The sequence below is a fragment of the Clostridium sp. BJN0013 genome, from assembly GCF_040939125.1.
Lineage (GTDB): Bacteria > Bacillota > Clostridia > Clostridiales > Clostridiaceae > Clostridium_B.
Genome location: NZ_CP162495.1, coordinates 1384779 through 1406397 on the forward strand (window position 1 = coordinate 1384779; position 21619 = coordinate 1406397).

Consider the following 21619-nt stretch of genomic DNA (forward strand, 5'->3'; position numbering starts at 1 on the left):
AGTTTAGGTATCATCTTTATGATTTCTTTATAATTTGCTTAAGGCTTCTTAAAAAACAGTTTGTAAACTAAGAAGTGTAAAGGAGGACTGAAGATGAAAACACCAATTTTAAAAATAACTAATTTAGAGAAAAGGTATAAAAACCAGGTTGCCTTGGAGAGTACTGACTTTGAACTATATAAAGGGGAAATATGTGCTATTATCGGAAAAAATGGTGCTGGTAAATCAACTTTATTTAAGATGATTGCTGAGGAAATATTTCCCACAAAAGGTGAGATTACTTTGTTTGGCGAACCCTATGGAAAGCATAATGCCCGCAGGAGAATGGGTGTCATGATTGAAACTGATGTGTTTTTTGATAACTTTAATGCCCACCAAAATTTAGAGTACTATCGCTTGCTGCGTGGAATTCCTGAAAAGGCAGTAATTGAGAAGGTATTAAATAGGGTAGGTCTTGCACAACATAATCGGAAGAAATTCTCCCAATATTCATTAGGGATGAAACAGCGGTTATCATTGGTATTGGCTTTATTGTCTTCACCGGATTTTTTGCTTTTAGATGAGCCAACCAATGGTCTGGATGCTGAAGGAATGGTTGAAATGCGTCAACTGTTTCTTAAATTAAATCAAGAACATCAAATTACAATTTTGATTTCAAGTCATATTTTATCACAGCTTCAATCAATTGCCACACGTTTTGTTTTTTTAAATAAAGGTAAAGTTGTTCAAGATTTATCCCGGAAAGAATTATTGGAAATGAGTCAGCAGTTTATTTTCCTTCGTGTCAATGATGCTAAGAAAGCTTGCTTTATATTAGAAAATCATTTTGTAGATATGGACTATAGGGTTTTAGCCGGTGAGCAGTTGGAGATTTATAATTATATTGCACAACGTCAAAAAATTAATAGGCTCTTAAATGAAGGTAATGTGGATATTTTAGAAATGACGGTTAAAAGTAAGAACTTAGAAGAATATTTCTTAGGTCTGGTAGGAGGTGATGAGAATGTTGAATCTAATTAGAAGTGAATTCTACCGCTTAATACGTTCAAAGCTATACTACGGACTTATTATAGTTAGTACTTTTCTTGTCATGGCTGCCGCAGGGGTATTACAGCATTTTAGATTTAAAGAACCAACTTTTCCCTATGGCACAAGAATGTTCTATTATAGCAATGTACTCGGTATGACTACCTTAATTATTACTTTATGCTTATTGGTTATTTTAATATTAACACGAAAAAGTAAGACAAAAATGAGTGCGGCAGTTTCCTTTGGACATTCTCGCCAGGCTGTTTTCTGGTCAAAATTGATTACTTTATCTTTTGGGGTAGTTATTATGGGCACTATTATTTTATCAGTTACTATTTTAAGTGGTAATGTTATTTTTGATTTGGCAAATAATTCAACTCTAGGTCAATTTTTAATTGCCTTTAGCAATATATTTCCCATTGTTGCTTCTAGTTTTATTCTAGGGTATGTTTTGGCCGTTAATGGGGTTTCAGAAATTTTAAATCTGCTTATTTTGTTATTTATTTATCGAATTTTAGGCGTCTCAATCAATACTTTAGTGGGCAGAGTAAGTGCCTTAAAGACCATTTCTAAATGGACACCTACTACCTTGTTTGATAATAATTTAGTCCATTATATGTCCAATAATGTTTATTTCGATGTGAAGTGTTGGGTGCTGGGATTGATGATTATTTTTATAAGCTTGATTATTGGACAGACAATTTTCAAAAAAAAGGATTTAGCCTAATGGAAGGAGGAGAGTTATGATTTATATTGTGTGTATACTGTCAGTTGTAACTATCCTCTGTCTGATAAAATATTATTTTACTAAAATAAATATCCATGCATTAATTGCACAAACTAACAGATTGAATAGGCTTATTTCTGAAAGTAATGAACAAATTAAGGTGTTTGCCCCTGATAAAACAACAGAGAAGCTGGCTATTGAAATTAATCATTTAGTTGATTGCTATAAGGCATTACAATTGAAAAATGTTAAAGAAAAGCAGCAGTACAAAAAAATCTTAGCTAACTTTTCTCACGACTTACGGACACCACTAACCTCCATTATGGGATATATTGACATAACTTTGCATTTAGAACTATCGGAAAAAGACAAAGAAAAATATTTAGAGACTGTGCAATATAAATTGAAAACCTTAAACAATCTGGTGGATTCATTATATGATTTATCTTTAATTGATGCCAAGGAGTATCCGGTGCAGTTAAACCCGCACTCATTATTTCAGCTGCTGTGTGATAGTTTATTACTGTTTTATCAAGACTTTGAAGATAAAGGCATTTTATTACAGTTGAGTCTTGATGAAAAAGTTCCGTTGGTGTTATTGGATGAAAAAATTACCAATAGGGTATTGTTGAATTTACTCCAAAATGTTATACGTTATGCTAAATCATACTGCAAAGTTGATTTGGGAGTAACGGATGAGTATGTTAATATCAGCATCAGCAACGATTGTGAGTCCTTAAGTGAGGAAGATGTATTACAACTTTTTAACTGTACATACAAGGCTGATATTAATCGTTCTAAGTACTCTTCAGGTTTAGGTTTGGCCATTGCCAAAGAGCTGATGGAATTACAACTAAGTACTGTAAATGCAGATTATCATGATAATACTTTGACATTTATATTATGTTTTAAACGTTAATATGATTTGGTTACAGAAGATGGAATCAATTATTGAAAATACCAAAACTGAAATGGAAAAATAAATAACAATAAATATATGTATTTTTTAATATATTTTTTAACGTTCACGTTAAAATGAAATGTAACTGGAGGATTGATTGTTATGAACCAGCATGCAGATGTAAATATACATAAAGAGGTTAAGATGAGCAGATTTTTAACTGTACTAATGTCAATTGCCTGTGGAGTTAGTGTAGCTAATTTATATTATTCTCAACCTTTACTGGAAGAACTTTCTAGATTTTTTAACGTATCATCATCTATGATTGGGATTTCGGCTATGCTGATTCAAATTGGCTATGCGCTAGGACTGATTTTCCTGGTTCCATTGGGAGACATTAAAGAACGTAGAGGCTTAATTATTAAAATGTTATTTTGTTCAGCAATATCACTGATTTCTCTTTCATTTGCTTCAAACATATATTGGTTATTGGTTAGTTCTCTATTGGTTGGACTAACTTCTATTATTCCAATGTTGATTGTGCCTTTAGCTGCACATCTGGCAAATCCAGTAGAAAGAGGTAAGGTGATTGGAAATGTAATGAGTGGCCTTTTAATCGGCATTTTAATATCCCGTGTTTTTAGTGGAATTATAGGTTCAGCTTTAGGATGGCAGGTTGTTTATAGAATAGCTGCCGGGATGATGGGATTACTAATTATAATATTTAATTTATGGCTTCCCAAATCTGTTTCAGATACTTCTATGGGTTATGGAAAATTACTCAAATCTTTAATTGGATTACTGAAAAATCAGTCAGTTTTAAGGGAATCTTCGTTAATTGGCGCAATGATGTTTGGGACTTTCAGCATATTTTGGGCTACACTATCTTTTTTACTTAAATCACCAGCCTACAACTTAGGAGCTCAAGCTGCTGGAATGTTTGGATTAGTGGGAGTTTTATGAGCTTTGGCAGCTTCAATAGTGGGACGAATTGCTGATAAAAAAAGTCCTCAATTTACTTTAACTATAGCTATAATACTTTCATTTTTGTCATATATTTGTTTTTTAATTTTTGGATATCAAATATGGGGACTTGTCATTGGAGTAATCCTATTGGATTTAGGTACTCAATCTGGCCAAATTTCAAATCAGCACGCATAAATGCTTTAGATGCTGCGGCTCGCAGTCGTAATAATGCTGTATATATGACATTTTACTTTTGTGGTGGGGCATTAGGGTCGTTACTGGGCACATTTCTATGGGGATTGTCTGGATGGACTGGAGTATGCATCATCGGAATAATTTTTCAAATAATTGCAGCGTCAACTCATGTTTTGAGCATAAAACGCAGATAAAAGATTTTTCCAACTGACTTTTAAAATAAAAGTATTTCAAGCCCTTTAAATGCAATGGTTTGAGGTAGCTTTCTTATGATGATTTTCGAAAATGAAAAACGGTTGGAAAAATTTCGAACAAACTCTTTATTACCAATGCATTTAGGGTTATAATAAAAATAAAGAATGGCTAATTTACATTAGTTGAACCTTAACAAGGATTGTATTTAAATCCATTTTTATGTGCAATAGATGATAAATATATATATAGTTGAACCTTAACAAGGATTGTATGATGATAAGTCGGAAATAATGGCAGCAGTAATCTATACCTATAAAGGAGAAAAGGGAAAAGACAAAAGATATGTATACAAACTGCCAGAACTTGAAGAGGATATAATTGTATGTAATTTCAGAACTGTGGATGTTGAAAAAATAACACTAGAAAGTATAAAGGATGAAAATCCTTTGAAATTGGTATTTAAAATGGACAAAAAATTATTGAATACAGGTGTAACAAATGAAGAAATATATAATACAAAAATAGAACTGTCAGGGGAACTTAAAGACTATGGATAAAGTAAAAAACAATGAACAAGTGAAGGCATTAGTAGATTTCTTAGAATATTTGTTTTTAATTGAAGAGCCAGAGCTAGGAAACAAATATGAGAAATTTAAAAAATCACAGGGAGGTGTGTTCATTTTAGGGTATGGCATATTTCTTAGTAAATAATGATGCTAATTAATTAGTGGGATAGAGATTTATGAATACATGGATATAATTTAAAAGTTAGGTTTAAAATATTCATAAGGAGCTGCTATATTGTATATAGAGAAAGTTACTGTGAAGAATTTCACAGTATTTGAAAACTTAGAAATAGATTTTTGCAGGGGAATAAATATTTTAATTGGAGAAAATGGTACAGGCAAAACACATTTGATGAAGTTGATGTATGCACCTCTTGCAAAAAGAAACAGTAGATCCATGGTATTTTGGGAGGATGTATTCACTCATAATACTGGAGTTCAAACAGTACCAGATTATTTTAGAAGGAATAAGCATCAAAAATTTTTCATAAAAATTTTATTTAATGGGGATAAGTCATATGAAAATAAAGATGGTATATTAAGTCAAAAATTTTATGATGTGAGTACAGTATTTATTCCTGCTGTGGAGATGCTGTCACATTCAAAAGGCTTTTTAGCCTTAGAACGCGAGAGAAGTATTCCTTTTGATAGAACATTGATTGACATAATTGCTAAAGCAGAGTTAGGAGAGAGTAAAAAAGTATCGGATTTAAATAAGAACATTTTAGAAACACTATCCGATGTCATTGATGGAAAAGTAATCTATGAAAATGATACATTCTTTATATTGAAAAAGAATGGCCTAAAGGTTGAATTTTCAATGGAAGCAGAAGGTATTAAAATATAGGGTAGATTAGGAGCTGGAATTATATATAAGTTTTTTACCGTAATTGAGAAAGGAATAAAACTAATGTTAAACGGCGAGATAAAAAGTAAAATTGATAAACTATGGAATAATTTCTGGTCGAGGGGGAATCTCCAATCCATTGACTGTAATAGAGCAGATATCCTATCTTCTGTTTATTAAAAGACTGGATGATATTGATAATTCAAAGGAAAAATGGCAAATAGAGTTGGTAAACCCTATACTTCAATATTTCCGGAAGAATTGATGAAGTGGAGTGATTTTAAACATTTGGATGTAGGTAAAATGTTTGATATGGTATCACTAAAGGTCTTTCCATTTATAAAAGATATGGGGGGCCAGGATTCCAGCTTCACAGCAGAAATGAAGGATGCTGTATTTATGATATCCAAGCCTTCGCTGCTTCAAGAATCAATAAGAATTATTGATGGAATAAATATGGAGGATGCAGATACCAAAGGTGATCTTTATGAATATTTGATTTCTAAACTTTCGGTATCAGGAGTAAATGGCCAGTTTGGAACATCAAGACATATTATAAGAATGATGGTAGAACTAGTAGATCCTACAGCAGAGGATAGGATATGTGATCCTGCCTGTGGAACAGCAGGATTTTTGATAAATTCAAAGGAGTCATATCCATGCCCTCGGGAGTATTTAAGCCCTATGCGGGAGTCTCCACAGCAATACTTATGTTTACAAAAGGTGGAGAAACAAACAGGGTATGGTTTTACGATATGACAGCAGATGGATTTTCACTGGATGACAAGAGAAATCCAATAGATAACAGCGATATACTGGATATAATAGAAAGTTGGAAAAAAGTAAAAAAAGACAACGTACTAGAACCTGATAAAGAAGATAAATGGTTCTGGGTAGAAAAAGAAGAAATTGTAGCTAATGATTATGATCTGTCCATAAATAAATATAAGGAAATAGAATATGAAGAAGTGGAATACGAAAAACCACAGGTGATTTTGGAAAAGATTGAAGCTTTGGAAAGAGAAATATTAAGTGACATAGCTGATTTAAAAGGAATGGTGAAGTAGTATGAAGGAGAGGAGATTGCCTGAGAGGTGGAAAGAAATAAATCTCAAAGATTATATAATAGCACTGGAATCTGGAAAAAGACCTAAAGGTGGAGCTGTGGATAATGGTGTACCTAGTTTGGGAGGAGAACATATAAATGGTTGGGGGGGATTTAATATAGAACCTAATAAATTTGCAGATATTGTATGTAGAGTAGAGGCATTTAAGGTAAAAAATAATAAAAGTCAAATACAATTAGAAAATCTATTTAATTCCCTTATGCAAAAAGCTTTTAGAGAGGAATTAGAATTTAATTAGCCAGTGGAAATTTCACTGGCTAATTATAGTATTTTAAACTGGAGAGATATTAATGGATAAGCTTATAAAACGACATGATTTGTTTGTAAATTAATTCATATAAATTTAGGCAAATGTGTCAAGCAGCATACTAAAATTTTTTAAATATTGTAACAGAATTCAGTTTCAAGAGTCTTATGTATGAGAGCGAGGTGAAACTGTGACTGATTTTGAAGTTATATACTCTCAATATTTTGCTGATGTCTATAAATATGCTCTGTCACTATGCCGTAATGAAACTTTGGCAGAGGAAATAACCCAGGAAACGTTTTTTAAAGCTTTGAAAAGTATAGACAAGTTTAAAGGAGACTGTAAAATGCGAGTTTGGCTGTGCCAAATAGCAAAAAATACTTATTTTTCTATATATCAAAAAAATAAACATATTACAGATGAATCTCATGAAGAAAATGAAGGCGAGTGTATTGAACAAAAGTTAATAGATAGTGAAATAGCATGGGAAATACATAAAATACTTCATTTTCTAGATGAACCATATAAAGAGGTTTTCACTTTACGGGTATTTGGTGAATTACCTTTTTTACGAATTGCTGAGCTTTTTGGAAAAACAGAAAGTTGGGCAAGAGTCACATTTCATCGTGCGAAGATTAAACTCAAGGGGAGGTTAAAATGAAAATTTCCTGTGAAATAGTTAAAGACTTACTACCACTCTACCATGATAATATTTGCAGTAAGGAAAGTCGTACCATTGTCGAGGAACACTTACTAGAGTGTGATACCTGCAAAAAATATCTTGATGATATGAATAGTAATTTCATTAAAACTAATGCCGAGAAATCAGCAGAGCAAGTAAAATCTGATATATTAAAAGGAATAAAAAAGAAGCTGCTCAGAAAAAATGTTATGATATCAGCTGTTTCAGTTATATGTGCAATAGCTGTATTATTAGGAGGATTTTTACTTATCTTTCACTACCAGATGCCAATTCCCTATGAAAATGGACTAGTAAGTGTGAAAATGGGAGATAATGGAATGCTTGATATTTATTTTAACGGAGATGATTACTACTGTTCACATGAATGGAACGCCACAATTGAAAAGGATGGTATAAAGCAGTATGTTGCATATATTTATTATACAGATACTATATGGACAAAGTATTTTTCTAAGCCACAAAAGGATAAGAAATATAAATATTCAATTAACAATAGTATGTTTTTTAATTATGATAACGGCAATGAATTTATAGAGGCAAAAAAAGAGATATCAGCGGTGTATTATCTAGATTACTCACATATTCCAAAACTATCTACGAAAGAACTACAAAAGAATTCCTCAAAGGCAGTTCTTCTTTGGAAAAAGTAGACACATAAAGCATTTAAATTCCAATCGCTATAATATTACCACGAGGAAAGATAGAATATTTGAACTATATACAGATGGTATAATAAATAAGAACATACTATTTGAAAGAGTGGATAAAATAATTAAAGATATAAATAAGCTTTCATATATAAGTTCCATACAATATGTATTGTATGGAACTTGTTTTGTATTAATATTAATTATACATTGTCGATTAAAGTGTAAAAGAGCTATCAACAGGGATAGGAGACAAGAATATACAATTTCATAATGGAGCTGTTAAGTTAACGGTACACGATAATTAAAGGAATGCCATACTCCAAAATTATCACGTACATTTATACCTCTTTGACCCCCCGATGATGCATCAGTATAATATGGATAACTTTTTCCAGAAGTGTAATGTCCACTATAATTTCCAGAAAAGGCTACATTTACAGCATTAAAACGTATTTGTCTCTCAGTTACTGTAGCGGTAGTAGTTGTTTGTGCAGAATTTCTATAATTTGATTCGTGAGTTTTTTGGACGGTACTTTCATTTTTTAAAACATCAATATCGTCTTGCATGGCAGATGTGGTTTTTTCACAATTTTCGGATTCTGAATTTGATGGAGGTATGCATAGATGTTGACCAACTCTTAAATAGTTTGGATCAATACCTGGATTTGCGTCCAAAATGCTTTCTACACTGACATTGTATTCTCGTGAAATTTTATATAGAGTATCTCCTGGTTGAATTATTCTAGAAGTATAATTTGGAGGACAGGCAGGTATACATATAATCTGGCCTACCTTGAGATAATATGGATTTATTCCAGGATTTGATGCAATAATTCTTTGAATGCTGACTTCTAATCTTCGTGAAATATTATATAATGTATCTCCAGGTTGTATTACATAAGGATAATGATTTGCAGGGCATTGTCTATAATAGTTATATGGCATAGGGAAAATCCTTTCTATATTGATTGTTTATTAGAATTAAACATACACCATATTATATGTTTTAAAAGGACATTTAGTTATTAAATAATATTTTAAAGAGGTAGGAGATCAGAATAACCAGCATGTTACTAATTAAATAGTTGAACATGCTGGTTTTATTCGTTGTTAATTATTTGCCGCTGGCACCGTAATTTGACAATACCCTGGCACTAGGATCATTTACGTCACAGCCTTCCCATTCTTTATTTGGCATCCAAAAGTCCATTATCATTTCTGCTTGTCCCAAATAGTATTTTTCAAAAATTTCTCTGTATAACAATGATTCTTTTGTGAATGGTCTAGCATGATATTCATAGTTTTTACATGTTTCTTCAAATTCTTCATCACTATAGCAGGTTTCTGCATATTCCTTTAAATAATCCACCATAGAATGCCCTACAGCATCACTAAATGCCGCCTTTTCACGGTATAAGATATCATGTGGCAGATAATCCCCTTCAAATGAACGTCTTAAGAGATATTTACCCATATTGTATTTGTTCAATTTCTTTTCAGGGTCTATGGACATAACATACTCTACGAAATCCAAATCTCCAAAAGGTACTCTTGCTTCTAGGGAATTTGAGCTTATGCAGCGGTCTGCACGAAGTACATCATACATATGAAGTTCCCGGATTCTCTTTTGTGATTCCTTTTGAAATTCTTCTGCATTTGGAGCAAAATCAGTATATTTATAGCCGAATAATTCGTCGGAAATTTCACCGGTCAGAAGTACTCTTATATCGGAAATTTCATGTATTTTCTTACAGATTAAATACATTCCCATGCTTGCTCTTATTGTGGTAATATCGTATGTGCCAAGAATTTTAATAACCTCATCCAGTGACTGGAGTACTTCTTCTTTTGTCATATAAACAACAGTATGATCGCTGTGAATATAATCTGCAACTTCCTTTGCATATTTTAAGTCAATGGCATCCTCAGTCATACCTATGGAAAATGTTCTAATTGTTTTTTTAGGATTCATTTTCTGGGCAATTGCACATACCAGTGAACTATCTAATCCACCGCTTAACAAAAAGCCCACAGGAGCATCAGCATCCATACGTTTTTCTACAGCAGCTGTCAATTTATCATGAATTTTATTGAAAATAACCTCCAGGGCATCTTTGCGATAGTCACCCTTTGTTTCGGCTATATCACAATAGCATGTAAATTTACCATCAGCGTAATAATGTCCAGGTGGAAAGGGTGTAATCTTGTCGGTAAGACCAATTAAGTTTTTTGCTTCACTTGCAAATATTATTTTACCCGATTCAGAATAGCCATAAAATAGAGGGCGAATTCCAATTGGATCTCGAGCTGCAATGTAACTGTCCTTTTTGCCATCGTAGATAACAGTTGCAAATTCTGCATCTAATTTTGAAAACATATCTAGTCCGTATTCATAATACATGGGAAGTAATATTTCACAATCACTATCAGAAATAAACTTATGGCCTTTTTTTATTAATTCATTTTTGATTTCACGGAAGCCGTAAATTTCACCATTGCAGATAGCTGCATCCATTTTTCTGGTAAATGGCTGCATTCCACTAAAACTTAAATCCATAATGGAAAGTCTTTGAAATCCCAAAATACCAGATGGCAAAGTAAGAATTTCCATCATATCCGGTCCTCTGGACTCTGTTCTTTGAAGTGCCTCTGCAAATCTTCCATGTTTCATGTCTGTTCCTGTATAACACATGATTGTACACATATTAATATTCCTCCTAGTGTAATAAAGTTAATAAATATTTCATTTAAATTTTATTTATAAAGCTGAAACTGGGATTTTCTCTGGTTCAGAAGTTTTGTTAAAATATATAATAATTACTGAGATTTTAATGTTCCCATGATAGTGTAGTCAGCTGACTTTTTGTAAATTGTTTTAAATATAAAAACAGCATCAATTCGTCTTAATAATAGGACGAATTGACGCTTATCCGTGGTGCCACCTAATTTACCATAATATATTGGTCTCTTTCCAGCTACTACTGGTATCCAAATAACGCATGGAATACGGCGCTCCTACTTTACTTGAACCTGTCTCAAAAGTTTAGAATGAATACTGTCCATAAATATTTCGGTTTGCAACTTCGGAGTGTTATTCAAAAAAACCCTGCCGCTGGGTTCACACTATCCCCAGTTCACTGTTGGTGGAATATTTTTCTTACTCGTCTCCATCATCGCTTTTCTTTGATGAATTTAATTCTAAACTGTATATATGTTTTTGTCAATACTTTTTTATAAGTAAAATTATTAATATTAATAGCAGAACGAATATATAAAACAAAATTCGTTTAAAATACACGCTTTTTTTGATAAAATAATAAAAGTAGAGATTTTAAACCTATGGAAAATAATTGTTATTTTATCACAGTTTTTTATCATCTATTAAATTAAACCAGTTATTAATAGGTTCTATAATTGAACTTATACATCCATCTTGGAAAGGAGATTTAAGATTGGCACTTTCAACGAGTTCTAAAAAGGACTTTGTACCTCCCACCCTGCATATTTTTATATAGTCTTCCCAGGCAGATTTTCTATTATCCATTGCTTTTTTCCAGAATTGAAGGGCACATATTTGTGCCAGAGTGTAATCTATATAGTAAAAAGGTACATTGAATATATGGGATTGTTGAAACCACCATCCTCCATTTTCCAGAAAATCACAGCCAGTATAATTTTTATGGGGCAGATATTTTTTCTCTATGGTTCTCCAGGTTCTTTTTCTATCTTCAGGAGTTGCCTCTGGGTTTTCGTACACATAGTGTTGAAATTCATCTACTGTAACTCCGTAAGGTATAAATTTCACAGCACTTTCAAGATGGGCAAATCTGTATTTGTCTGCATCTTCATGGAAAAACAGGTTCATCCAGGGCCAGGTGAAAAACTCCATACTCATTGAATGTATTTCACAGCTTTCATAAGTTGGAAATATGCACTCTGGAATTTCAATCCATCTGGATAGATAAGTTTGAAAAGCATGACCGGCTTCATGTGTTAAAACATCTACATCCCCTGAAGTTCCGTTGAAATTTGAAAATATAAAAGGTGATTTATAATCCGGTATATAGGTGCAGTATCCACCTCCGGCCTTATTCTCTTTAGTTACCAGATCTAATAGTTCCTTTTCCACCATAAAGTTGAAAAATTCTCTAGTCTCTGCAGATAATTCAGAGTACATTTTACTGGCATTTGAAACTATCCATTCTGGACTGCCTTTTGGTTTGGCATTTCCAGTTGTAAATTCAAATTTTTCATCATAGTAGGTGAGAGTGTCAAGTCCCAGTCTATCTAGCTGCCTGTCATATAGCTTTGAAGCAGCAGGTACAAGGTACTTTTCCACCTGTTTTCTAAATTTAGCCACCATTTCAGGAGTGTAGTCACTTCTCTTCATTCTTATATAACCAAGTTCCACAAAGTTTTTAAAGCCTAATTTTTGAGCTATCTTGGTTCTCACCTTTACCAGATTATCATATATTTTGTCAATTTCATCTTCATGCTCTTCAAAAAATTTATATTTGGCATCTGAAGCATTTTTTCTTATTTGTCTGTCTTTACTTTGTATAAAAGGGGTGAGGCCAGATAAATTTCTTGTTTCACCCATAAAGGGAATTTTTGCAGAAGCCAGCAATTTGGTATATTCCGATGACAATTTATTTTCAAGTTGAAGCTCCTCTATGACTTCCGGTGAAAAAGCTTTTAGGGAAAATTCAGCAAGGGTAAAAAATTGTGTGCCCAGTTTTTCTTCCAGTTCTTTTCTGAAATTTGATTGAACTAGTTCCTTGTAAAATGTAAAGTCCAGTTCATCATATAGAGGGGAATGTTCATCCCAATAGCTTCTCTCTTCGTCATAATATTTATCTTTTGTATTTATACTGTGTCTTATTTGAGCTAGGGTTCCCATGGTCTGTAGGTGGTTTCTTATACCATTTATATGATTTATGCATTCAAATTGTTTTTCACAGCTGCGAGCAGATTTCAGTTTATCCACAAGAGAATTAATGGACTTTTTGATTTCATCGTAGTTAGGTCTTTCATATTTGAATTCATTAAACTTCATGTGATATACCTCCAATATGTTTAAATTTACTAATATTATAATATAAATGGATTAATTTTCAAAATAAATAATTTCATATTTTAATTGACAATCAACGAAATATTAATTAAAATAGTCTTGTTGAACGAATTATTCATTCATGAAAGGAAAGATAAAAACATGGATAATAGATTAATGGCAATTGATAATATAGCTACTGAGTTATTTATCAATCACGGCTATTCAAGAACTAAAGTAAGTTATATTGCAAAAAAAACAGGTATTTCAGTTGGGGCAATTTATAATTTATTTGAAAATAAACAAGCTATTCTTAAATTCATTATAAAAAATTCTATAGATCCAAATCACATAAATTCTATTTCTAGACTTCCCATAAAAGAATCTGACTTTAATAATTTAGAAACAGATGTAAAACTTTTTTTTGAAAAAAATAAATCTAACTTTGAATCCAACATACATAATGATACTTATTCTTTTGAAGAGATGCTGTCAGATATTTTTGACTTTGTTAATAGATATGGAAGAATTTTTTTAATATATGAAAATAATAGAGATATTTGTAACAACCTTTTTTTAATATATATTAATGGTAGAAATAGTTTTTTTAATAGTATTTTTTCATACATACAGCTTCTTGAAAAAAATAAAAAAATTAGAACTTTAAAATATCCAGAATATGATACAAGGCTCATAATTGAAACAGTGGCTTGGTGGCTGACGTATGGACATATATATGGTTATAACAAGTTAATCTTCTAAAAATTTCAATAAATACTTTCATAAAGTGCTGCTTAGTTCTAATTTTCATAGTATTTTCATCCTGATAATATACTGCATTAACCTTATATAGTTATATATTAATATAATTCAATATTATGGACATATAAAGGTATAGACTATTACCCTGGATTAACCGACACTATAAATATCCAAATTATTACTATAATGTTTGGTTATAATTACTTCTCATGTAGAATAAAATCAAAATTAAGCCTGTACTTTTTTCTATAATCATTGTAGCATCTCTTAAACCATTTCAAACCCGCCCTAAACAGACTGTATACCCTTATTGTCTTTTTATTCTTGTTAATCCTTACAGCTCCCAGCTCTTTATTTTTCTTATTCTTTGTGCAGATTTTTCCTAATATTATAAGCCAAGTATAGGCTATGGAAAGACATAAATATAAGTTCTTAAAATAAGTTATTCCTTTTGACCAGCTATCCTCCATATTAAATCCATTGCTCTTTAAATCTCTGAATGCTTCCTCAATATCAAATCTTTTTTGATATTCATTTATAGCTTTTTGGGGCTTCATGTTTGTTGCAATATACCATACATCATTATCTTCTGCTAAGGCAACTCCCAGATTGCATTCATATTTTTCCTCTGTTAACAGCACTTTCTCAAAGGATTTTCGCTTATTTGCTTTTATCTTTATGTCACTCAATTTTTTGATTCCAGGCTTGTTTGAAATTCTAACATTTGTAGTTGATATACATCTTATTGCATATTTCCATTTTAATTCTTCATCAATAAACTTAAACAATTCAACACTTCTAAAGCCTCTATCAGCTAAAAGAATTACATCAAAATTATAAGGGGATAAGAGTTCATGAACCACTTTTAATCCTTCATAGACATGCTCAAATTCTTTGTTTTTCTTATCTTGATACTCAAATATTTTATGCCACAATGGAATCACTCTGTTATCAACCCTTAGTGAAAATTGAAGAATAGTAAATACATCCTCTTTTGTGGTATGGTCAAAAATTATATGAACCTTTCCTGAATGATTCTTATATTTCTTCAGAAGAGTCCTTGCAAAATGGTATTGAACTATATCAGTATTTATTTTATCATTTGTTAAGAATCTGAAAATCCTTTTTACTTTACTTGCTTCAGTTGCCTCACTGAAGTCGCTCTTTAATTCTTGTGCAATTTTTGATAGCACAACTGATCCTGAGTCTATAATTCCTATTATAATTGCTACTAAAATTCTTAATCTAGGTGCTGTCAAAAAAATCATAGATTCTAGGCTTTTTTTCAGTTCTGTGATAATATATTCTTGAGTATTTAACATACTTGTTAACCGCCTTCCTATTTATATTGGTTGCAACTATATTTTATAGGGTTTTAAGGCGGTTTTCTATATAATTTTATCCTGCAAATGTTTTATACATTAATTTACATTAAACTGTCCATACGTCAGGGCTTGGTGGGGAATGCATATTAAATATGATGCTTTTGAAAGGGATGATAGAATTACTTCAAATATCGCAAAAACTGTTGCTTCAGAAGCTTTGGTAAATGCCTATAGAGTTTAATTTATAGTAGATAATAGCCCGTGTTTTAAGGCAAAATTGAACGAATAATTCATTCGTAAATTTTAGAATAAAAATACATACCTTAGGTGAATAAGTTGAAAATTGATTTCATGAAAGCCGAAGAGATTAATACTAGCTATCTTTATAGAAAGAAGATGTATATATAGTAATGAAATAAATAATGAAAGGAATAATAAAATGGAAATGAATGGTAATAATTTAGCCAAATCTAAAAAAGAACGTTTAGTGTATTTGGATAATTTAAAAGTAGCTCTGATTTTACTTGTAATAGCTCACCATGCGGGGCAAGCTTATGGTTATCAAAATGATTGGCCAATACTAAATTCTCAACGCTCTATAATCTTAGAACCTTTTTTTGATGTAAATGGAGCCTTTTTTATGGGATTTTTCTTCTTTATTTCTGCTTACTTTTTTCCAGCTTCTATGGATGGAAGAGGAGTTTTTTCTTTTTTAAAGAGTCGATTTTTTCGTTTAGGAATTCCATTTATATTTATAGTAATTGTGGTTTTTGGTCCCATAACATATTTTGTGGATAGTATAGATATGCCTTTTGGAAAATATATGCTACTCGAATATATAGGAAAAGGTGACTTTGAAGTTGGACATCTTTGGTTTATAGCTCTATTATTATTTTTTGCTTTTTGCTATTCTATTATCAGACTAATTAATCTAAAATTAAGAATGAATAGTCAAAAAACTCTGGTTAATCCACCAGGTAATAAATCGTTATTAATGTTATCTATTATCTTAATAATTTTGAATTATGTCATTAGAATATGGTTTCCTATCGGAAGATGGATAGATATTTTTTCTTTTATGCCAGTGGAAATGGGACGTTTACCTCAATATATTATTTTCTTTATTCTGGGAATTTTTGCTTATCGTCATAACTGGATTAACATAATCCCCACTAAGACAGGTGTAACCTGGTTTATTATAGGAATTATAGCGGCACTAATACACTATATAAATTTATTAATTGGGTTATTTACTTTTGATATTTGGCCTATTCTAGAAGGATTTATTGGGGTAGGATTAATAGTAGGTTTATTAGTTATTAGTAGAGAATATTGGAATAAACGTGGCAAATTTATGAAATTTATGTCCGATAATGCTTTTACAGTTTATCTAATCCATATTTTTATTATTTATATATTACAGTTTATTATAGAAGATATGTTATTTGGACCTTTAGACAAATTTTTTATTGTCTTCTTTATAGGCTCATTATTGAGTTTTATATTAAGTTATTGTATACGCAAGATACCTTTTTTAAAGAAATTTCTATAGATTGGCTATAAAGTAAAGAGTAAGTGAGTTTTTACAAGATTTATCCGAAGGCTACCATTACTAACACCCCTAGCTTCTTCAAAGTAAGGATGAACACTGCTATATGCCTAGATAAGTTCTGGAGCAAAGAAAATTATTTACTTGACAGCGGTTTTGATAAAGTTTATTGTATAAATGCAGCATATGCTGTATTACATATTATAGAAAGAAGGGAAAAGAATGAAAAATCCTATAGTTACAATTGAAATGAAAAATGGGAAACTGATGAAAATAGAACTTTATCCAGATGTTGCACCTAATACAGTAAATAATTTTATATCGCTAGCAGAAAAAGGATTTTATAATGGTACAATTTTTCACAGGGTTATACCAGGATTTATGATTCAAGGAGGAGACCCTGAAGGTACAGGAATGGGAGGACCAGGTTACTCAATTAAAGGTGAATTTTCATCTAATAACTTTAAAAACAATTTAAAGCATGAAAAAGGGGTAATCTCCATGGCTAGAACTATGGCTCCTGATTCTGCAGGTTCACAGTTTTTTATAATGGCAGATAATGCACCTCACCTTGACGGACAGTATGCTGCTTTCGGGAAAGTTACAGAGGGCATTGAAGAAGTAGATGAAATAGTATCACAGAAAAGAGATTATGATGATAAACCTTATGAAGATCAAAAGATGAAAAGTGTAACTGTAGAAACTTTTGGCGAAAAATATGATGAACCTCAAAAAGTAGAGGATTAAATATATAAGATAATATTGTTGTGAAAAGCTTCAAAAAATAGTAGTTCTCAATTATCCATTGAGACTATTATTTTTTATGTATTAATAATTTTTGAAGGGGAAAATAGTATAAGATGAAAAGTATACCAAATATCATATCCATATTTAGAATGTTATTATCTGTAATTTTATTGTTTCTAAAACCATTTACTCTTTTATTTTGGATTGTATATTCTTTGTGTGGATTTAGTGATATTATTGATGGATATATTGCAAGAAAAACTAATTCAACAAGTAAGCTGGGAAGCTTACTTGATAGTATTGGAGATATTGTGTTTATGAGTTCTGCAATTATTGTTTTTTTGCCGATAATATGGATTCCAATAAAAATGTTAATATAGATAATATGGATTTGTTTTATTAGAATTATTTCATTGTTGATAGTCTATCTTAAATATCATACCTTTGCTATTCTTCATACATATGCCAATAAAATAACAGGATTGTTCTTGTTTTTCTTTCCATATTTATATAAATTTATCAATATAAATATTATAGGATATGTGATTTGTGTTACTGCAAGTATAGCTGCCATTGAGGAACTAATAATACATATGACATCAAGAGAATTATCAAGAGATATTATAGGAATATTCTCGAAGTTTTAAGATTATGACGTAAAAGCAAATTATTGTAAAGTATTTTGTGCTTTAAAATTGTTATATATTGGAGAATTAAAAAATTATGCTGAAGTGTTATTAATGAAACATGTTAAAACAATGTTACTTCAACAATATTGCTTCTATAATAATTTCTTCTGCATTATTTATAGCATTTACGTTTGTAATTTAAGAATTTAAATAAAAATAGCACAAAAATAGAAAATATACAAATATTTATCTAGACCACACTGGTCTATGATGTTATAATAACATTGTAGACCGGTGTGGTCTATAATGTTTTACAACTTTTATCTGGAAAGAAGGTAAATAATATGTTTTCAAAATTTCTAAGTCTGGAGCCTGAAAAGCAGCAGTATATTATTAATGCAGCTATGAAAGAGTTTGCACAGAAGGGTTTTAAAAATGCATCAACAAATGAGATTGTAAAAGCAGCAAATATAGGAAAAGGAATGCTATTTCACTATTTTAACAGCAAAAAAGATTTGTATTTATATCTTTATGACTATTCTGTAAAAATATTTATTAAAGATTTAGTTGAAAAAACTGATTTAAAGGAAAAAGATATTTTCAATAGATTGCGGCAGAGAGCTTTATTAGAGATAGAAATAATTAATAAGTATCCAGATATGTTTGATTTTATTATGTCTGCAAGTATTGAAGAATCTGATGATGTAAAAAGTGATCTGGAGCTTAGAAATAAAAAAATGATGAATAATCGACTCGACAGATATTTTAAAGACTTCGATACATCAAAATTTAAGGAAGATATTGATTTAAAGCAGGCTGTTAAAGTTATTACATGGACCTTGGAGGGTATATCAGGTATATCAACGGAAGAATATAAAAAATTGAAATCTCTTTCTCTAACTCAGTCTTACTATGAAGAAATATTAGAAAAGATGGATTCCTATATAAAGCTATTAAAAAAATGCTTTTATAAATAATAAAGGGGAGATTTGTATGTCAAAAATGGTAGTTGATTTCAAACAGTTAAATCAGGAAAATCAGTCCTTTGCAGGAGGAAAAGGTTCCATGCTTGCTAGGATGTACCAGAGTGGATACTCTGTACCAGAAGGTTTTATAGTTTTATCTGAAGCTTTTGAGGATGAAAAACTTAAGAATGGAGCTTTGAATGATATACAATATAATTCAGATAAAATAACAAAGAATAATGAAGAATCACTATTTGCAGTAAGGTCTTCTGCATTGAGTGAGGATTCTGCACAAGCTTCTTTTGCAGGTGAATTTGAAACGGTCCTTAATGTTAAAAAAGAAGATGTTCTTCAGGCCATAATAACAGTTTTCAAATCAAGAGAGTCTGAGAGAGTAAAAGTATATAGTAGCTTTCAAGGTATGGAGGATTCACATAAAATAGCTGTAGTAGTACAGGTCATGGTGCAGTCTGAAATTTCAGGAGTTTTGTTTACTGCTGATCCAATAACAGGTAGTATGACACATATGTTAGGCAATTATGTCCACGGCCTTGGTGAATTACTTGTATCTGGAGAGGCTAATGCACATTCTTTTAAAATTATAAGACCTAAAGGTAAATATTACGGCCCAGATGAGTTTATAAAATATTCGAAAAGACTGTATAAGTATGCTTTAAAATTAGAAAGTGATTTTAAAGGACCTCAAGATATGGAATGGGCTGTTGCAAATGGGGAATTATATATACTTCAGGCGAGGCCAATTACAACTTTAAATATAGGAAATCTGGATACTTATGAAATAAATTATTCTTTGTCTGGAGATTATCTTTGGAGTAATTCAAATGTGGCAGAAGCAATGTCTGATGTAGCTACACCTTTAACTTGGTCTATACTTAAGGCGCAGGATGAAGAAATTAGTGTAGTACCAGGATATTATCTCTGGGGTAATATTTGTGGAAGGATGTATTCAAATATTAGCCAGTTATCATCGGCAGCCTCTGTAATTGGGAGCAATGGTGGTGTTGAAAAGATGAGTGATATATTTGGAAATATACCCGTTGGAATGAGTATTCCTATTTATCCATTTTCAAAATTGGGTTATATCAAGGAAATGCTGCCTAGGGTAAGAAACTTTTTAATAAATACCAGAAAAGCATCAAAAAACATGGCTAAATTTCTTCATAATACACCAAGTTGGTGTAAAAGGACAGCATCATCAATTAGATTAACAAGAGCGGAGAATGAACTGCTTGATTTATGGAAAAAAGAAATTCAACCATATAGTTCTAGAATGTTATGGGTTTCTGTTAAGGGGGGGCAAAAAATGGTGGTTGTGGTCAATAAACTCAGTAATGAACTAGAAAAGTTAACAGGTACTGAAGATGTTAGTGCGCTTTTATCTAATCTAAGAGGAAACTCAGAATTTGCAAGTCTTGGACCTGTTTTGGGTATATCAAATATAATTAAAGGGAAAATGAGTGTTGAAGAATATCTTTCAAAGTATGGCCATCGTGGACCTCATGAACTTGAATTATCTATACCTGATCCTGCAGAAGAGGAAGGCCTGATTGAAAAACAGGTAGAGGATTTTAAAAAATTTAATATAGATGTAGAAGGGCTTCTAAAGAAACAACAGCTTCAATATGAAGAAGCGTGGAAAAGGTTTAAAGACCAATTCCCTTCAAAAATAAAGTTAATTGAAAAACAGATGAAAAAGGCATGGAAAGCCGCACATATTAGAGAGGCAACTCGTGCAGAGTATGTAAGAGTATATAGGATTAACCGTGTTTTTGTGAAAAGGATAGGAGAACTTACAGAAATAGGTGAGGATATATTTTATCTTTATATTGATGAAGTTTTAAATCTACTTTCTGGAAATAAGAGAGCTTTAAAGAATATTGCTGCACGAAAGCTAAACTACGAAAAATATAAAGCATTACCAGTCTATCCATCAATTATAAGAGGACGTTTTAACCCTTTCCAATGGGTTAAAGATCCAAATAGAAGAGTGGATTATTATGATCCTTCATTAGCTATTGTAGCAGATAGTTCTGAAGAGCTTAAAGGTTTTGCTGGAGCAACAGGTAGGATAGAAGGGAATGTCCGTGTTTTAGCTAATCCTGAAGAGGGTGAAAATTTACTTCCAGGTGAAATATTGGTTACATCAACCACTAATATAGGCTGGACACCTATTTTTCCTAAAGTTGCAGCCATAATCACTGATATAGGAGCACCTTTATCACATGCTGCTATAGTGGCCAGAGAACTTGGTATTCCTGCTGTTGTAGGATGTGGCAATGCTACCACAAAGCTCAAAACCGGAGATAAAGTTATAGTTGATGGTGGAAAGGGAACTGTACAAGTATTTAAATAGAATATTTTTAACTTCTCATAAGTCATCAGAACCTTGTCCTTATTAATGAGTATTATATAGTA

Annotated in this window: 21 protein-coding genes, 2 pseudogenes and 1 other annotated feature; of the genes and pseudogenes, 19 read left to right on the forward strand and 4 right to left on the reverse strand. The window is 31.4% G+C overall.

Annotation, left to right across the window (positions count from 1 at the left end; translation table 11 throughout):
- Positions 1-93 precede the first annotated feature (93 nt).
- The 11 genes and pseudogenes from AB3K27_RS07120 to AB3K27_RS07170 all read left to right on the forward strand — a co-directional run bounded on the left by AB3K27_RS07120 (position 94) and on the right by AB3K27_RS07170 (position 8153).
- A complete protein-coding gene (locus AB3K27_RS07120; protein WP_368490534.1) occupies positions 94-1020 on the forward strand; it encodes an ATP-binding cassette domain-containing protein in 927 nt (308 codons plus the stop codon).
- A complete protein-coding gene (locus AB3K27_RS07125; RefSeq protein WP_368490535.1) occupies positions 1004-1756 on the forward strand; it encodes a hypothetical protein in 753 nt (250 codons plus the stop codon). Before AB3K27_RS07120 ends, AB3K27_RS07125 begins: the two co-directional genes overlap by 17 nt.
- Positions 1757-1772: 16 nt before the next feature.
- A complete protein-coding gene (locus AB3K27_RS07130) occupies positions 1773-2675 on the forward strand; it encodes a sensor histidine kinase (RefSeq protein WP_368490536.1) in 903 nt (300 codons plus the stop codon).
- 144 nt (positions 2676-2819) lie between these two features.
- Positions 2820-4012, forward strand: a pseudogene (locus AB3K27_RS07135) (MFS transporter).
- A 267-nt stretch (positions 4013-4279) separates the two neighbouring features.
- A complete protein-coding gene (locus AB3K27_RS07140; protein ID WP_368490537.1) occupies positions 4280-4570 on the forward strand; it encodes a hypothetical protein in 291 nt (96 codons plus the stop codon).
- Positions 4563-4724, forward strand: a complete 162-nt coding sequence (locus tag AB3K27_RS07145; protein ID WP_368490538.1) for a hypothetical protein — start codon at positions 4563-4565, stop codon at positions 4722-4724. The genes AB3K27_RS07140 and AB3K27_RS07145 overlap by 8 nt, the downstream gene beginning before the upstream one ends.
- 90 nt (positions 4725-4814) lie before the next feature.
- Positions 4815-5426: an AAA family ATPase gene (locus tag AB3K27_RS07150; RefSeq protein WP_368490539.1), complete on the forward strand. Its 612-nt coding sequence runs from the start codon at positions 4815-4817 to the stop codon at positions 5424-5426.
- A gap of 63 nt (positions 5427-5489) precedes the next feature.
- Positions 5490-6493: pseudogene (locus AB3K27_RS07155) on the forward strand (N-6 DNA methylase).
- A 1-nt stretch (position 6494) separates the two neighbouring features.
- Positions 6495-6791: a hypothetical protein gene (locus tag AB3K27_RS07160; RefSeq protein ID WP_368490540.1), complete on the forward strand. Its 297-nt coding sequence runs from the start codon at positions 6495-6497 to the stop codon at positions 6789-6791.
- Between the two features lie 199 nt (positions 6792-6990).
- The gene (locus tag AB3K27_RS07165; RefSeq protein ID WP_368490541.1) at positions 6991-7461 is read left to right on the forward strand and encodes an RNA polymerase sigma factor; all 471 of its coding nucleotides are present in this window, start codon (positions 6991-6993) and stop codon (positions 7459-7461) included.
- Positions 7458-8153, forward strand: coding sequence for a zf-HC2 domain-containing protein (locus AB3K27_RS07170; RefSeq protein WP_368490542.1), 696 nt, complete (start codon positions 7458-7460; stop codon positions 8151-8153). The genes AB3K27_RS07165 and AB3K27_RS07170 overlap by 4 nt, the downstream gene beginning before the upstream one ends.
- Positions 8154-8432: 279 nt before the next feature.
- Here AB3K27_RS07170 and AB3K27_RS07175 read toward each other — a convergent pair whose 3' ends face one another.
- The 3 genes from AB3K27_RS07175 to AB3K27_RS07185 form a co-directional block, all read right to left on the reverse strand.
- Complete coding sequence (locus AB3K27_RS07175) at positions 8433-9098, reverse strand: LysM peptidoglycan-binding domain-containing protein (RefSeq protein ID WP_368490543.1); 666 nt, start codon at positions 9096-9098, stop codon at positions 8433-8435.
- Positions 9099-9267: 169 nt separating this feature from the next.
- On the reverse strand, positions 9268-10857 hold the full coding sequence (gene asnB, locus AB3K27_RS07180) for an asparagine synthase B (protein ID WP_368490544.1): 1590 nt from the start codon (positions 10855-10857) through the stop codon (positions 9268-9270).
- A 203-nt stretch (positions 10858-11060) separates the two neighbouring features.
- Positions 11061-11336, reverse strand: a binding site (T-box leader).
- Between the two features lie 178 nt (positions 11337-11514).
- Positions 11515-13209 (reverse strand): M3 family oligoendopeptidase, encoded by a 1695-nt coding sequence (locus AB3K27_RS07185; protein ID WP_368490545.1) that lies wholly within the window; start codon positions 13207-13209, stop codon positions 11515-11517.
- Between the two features lie 159 nt (positions 13210-13368).
- On the opposite strand from AB3K27_RS07185, the gene AB3K27_RS07190 reads away from it, so the two are divergent.
- The gene (locus AB3K27_RS07190) at positions 13369-13968 is read left to right on the forward strand and encodes a TetR/AcrR family transcriptional regulator (protein WP_368490546.1); all 600 of its coding nucleotides are present in this window, start codon (positions 13369-13371) and stop codon (positions 13966-13968) included.
- A 200-nt stretch (positions 13969-14168) separates the two neighbouring features.
- Here the strand turns inward: AB3K27_RS07190 and AB3K27_RS07195 are convergent, their stop codons facing one another.
- Positions 14169-15290, reverse strand: a complete 1122-nt coding sequence (locus tag AB3K27_RS07195; RefSeq protein WP_368487505.1) for an IS4 family transposase — start codon at positions 15288-15290, stop codon at positions 14169-14171.
- A gap of 442 nt (positions 15291-15732) precedes the next feature.
- Here AB3K27_RS07195 and AB3K27_RS07200 point away from each other — a divergent pair, with 442 nt between their 5' ends.
- The 7 genes from AB3K27_RS07200 to AB3K27_RS07230 all read left to right on the forward strand — a co-directional run bounded on the left by AB3K27_RS07200 (position 15733) and on the right by AB3K27_RS07230 (position 21557).
- The gene (locus tag AB3K27_RS07200) at positions 15733-16845 is read left to right on the forward strand and encodes an acyltransferase family protein (RefSeq protein ID WP_368490547.1); all 1113 of its coding nucleotides are present in this window, start codon (positions 15733-15735) and stop codon (positions 16843-16845) included.
- Between the two features lie 89 nt (positions 16846-16934).
- Positions 16935-17090, forward strand: a complete 156-nt coding sequence (locus AB3K27_RS07205; protein WP_368490548.1) for a hypothetical protein — start codon at positions 16935-16937, stop codon at positions 17088-17090.
- Positions 17065-17589 carry a peptidylprolyl isomerase gene (locus tag AB3K27_RS07210; RefSeq protein WP_368490549.1) on the forward strand — a complete coding sequence of 175 codons (525 nt, stop codon included), beginning with the start codon at positions 17065-17067 and terminating at the stop codon, positions 17587-17589. Before AB3K27_RS07205 ends, AB3K27_RS07210 begins: the two co-directional genes overlap by 26 nt.
- Before the next feature lie 113 nt (positions 17590-17702).
- On the forward strand, positions 17703-17969 hold the full coding sequence (locus tag AB3K27_RS07215; RefSeq protein WP_368490550.1) for a CDP-alcohol phosphatidyltransferase family protein: 267 nt from the start codon (positions 17703-17705) through the stop codon (positions 17967-17969).
- A gap of 33 nt (positions 17970-18002) precedes the next feature.
- On the forward strand, positions 18003-18236 hold the full coding sequence (locus tag AB3K27_RS07220) for a hypothetical protein (RefSeq protein WP_368490551.1): 234 nt from the start codon (positions 18003-18005) through the stop codon (positions 18234-18236).
- A gap of 326 nt (positions 18237-18562) precedes the next feature.
- A complete protein-coding gene (locus tag AB3K27_RS07225; RefSeq protein WP_368490552.1) occupies positions 18563-19195 on the forward strand; it encodes a TetR/AcrR family transcriptional regulator in 633 nt (210 codons plus the stop codon).
- Between the two features lie 16 nt (positions 19196-19211).
- On the forward strand, positions 19212-21557 hold the full coding sequence (locus AB3K27_RS07230) for a PEP/pyruvate-binding domain-containing protein (RefSeq protein ID WP_368490553.1): 2346 nt from the start codon (positions 19212-19214) through the stop codon (positions 21555-21557).
- Positions 21558-21619: the final 62 nt, after the last annotated feature.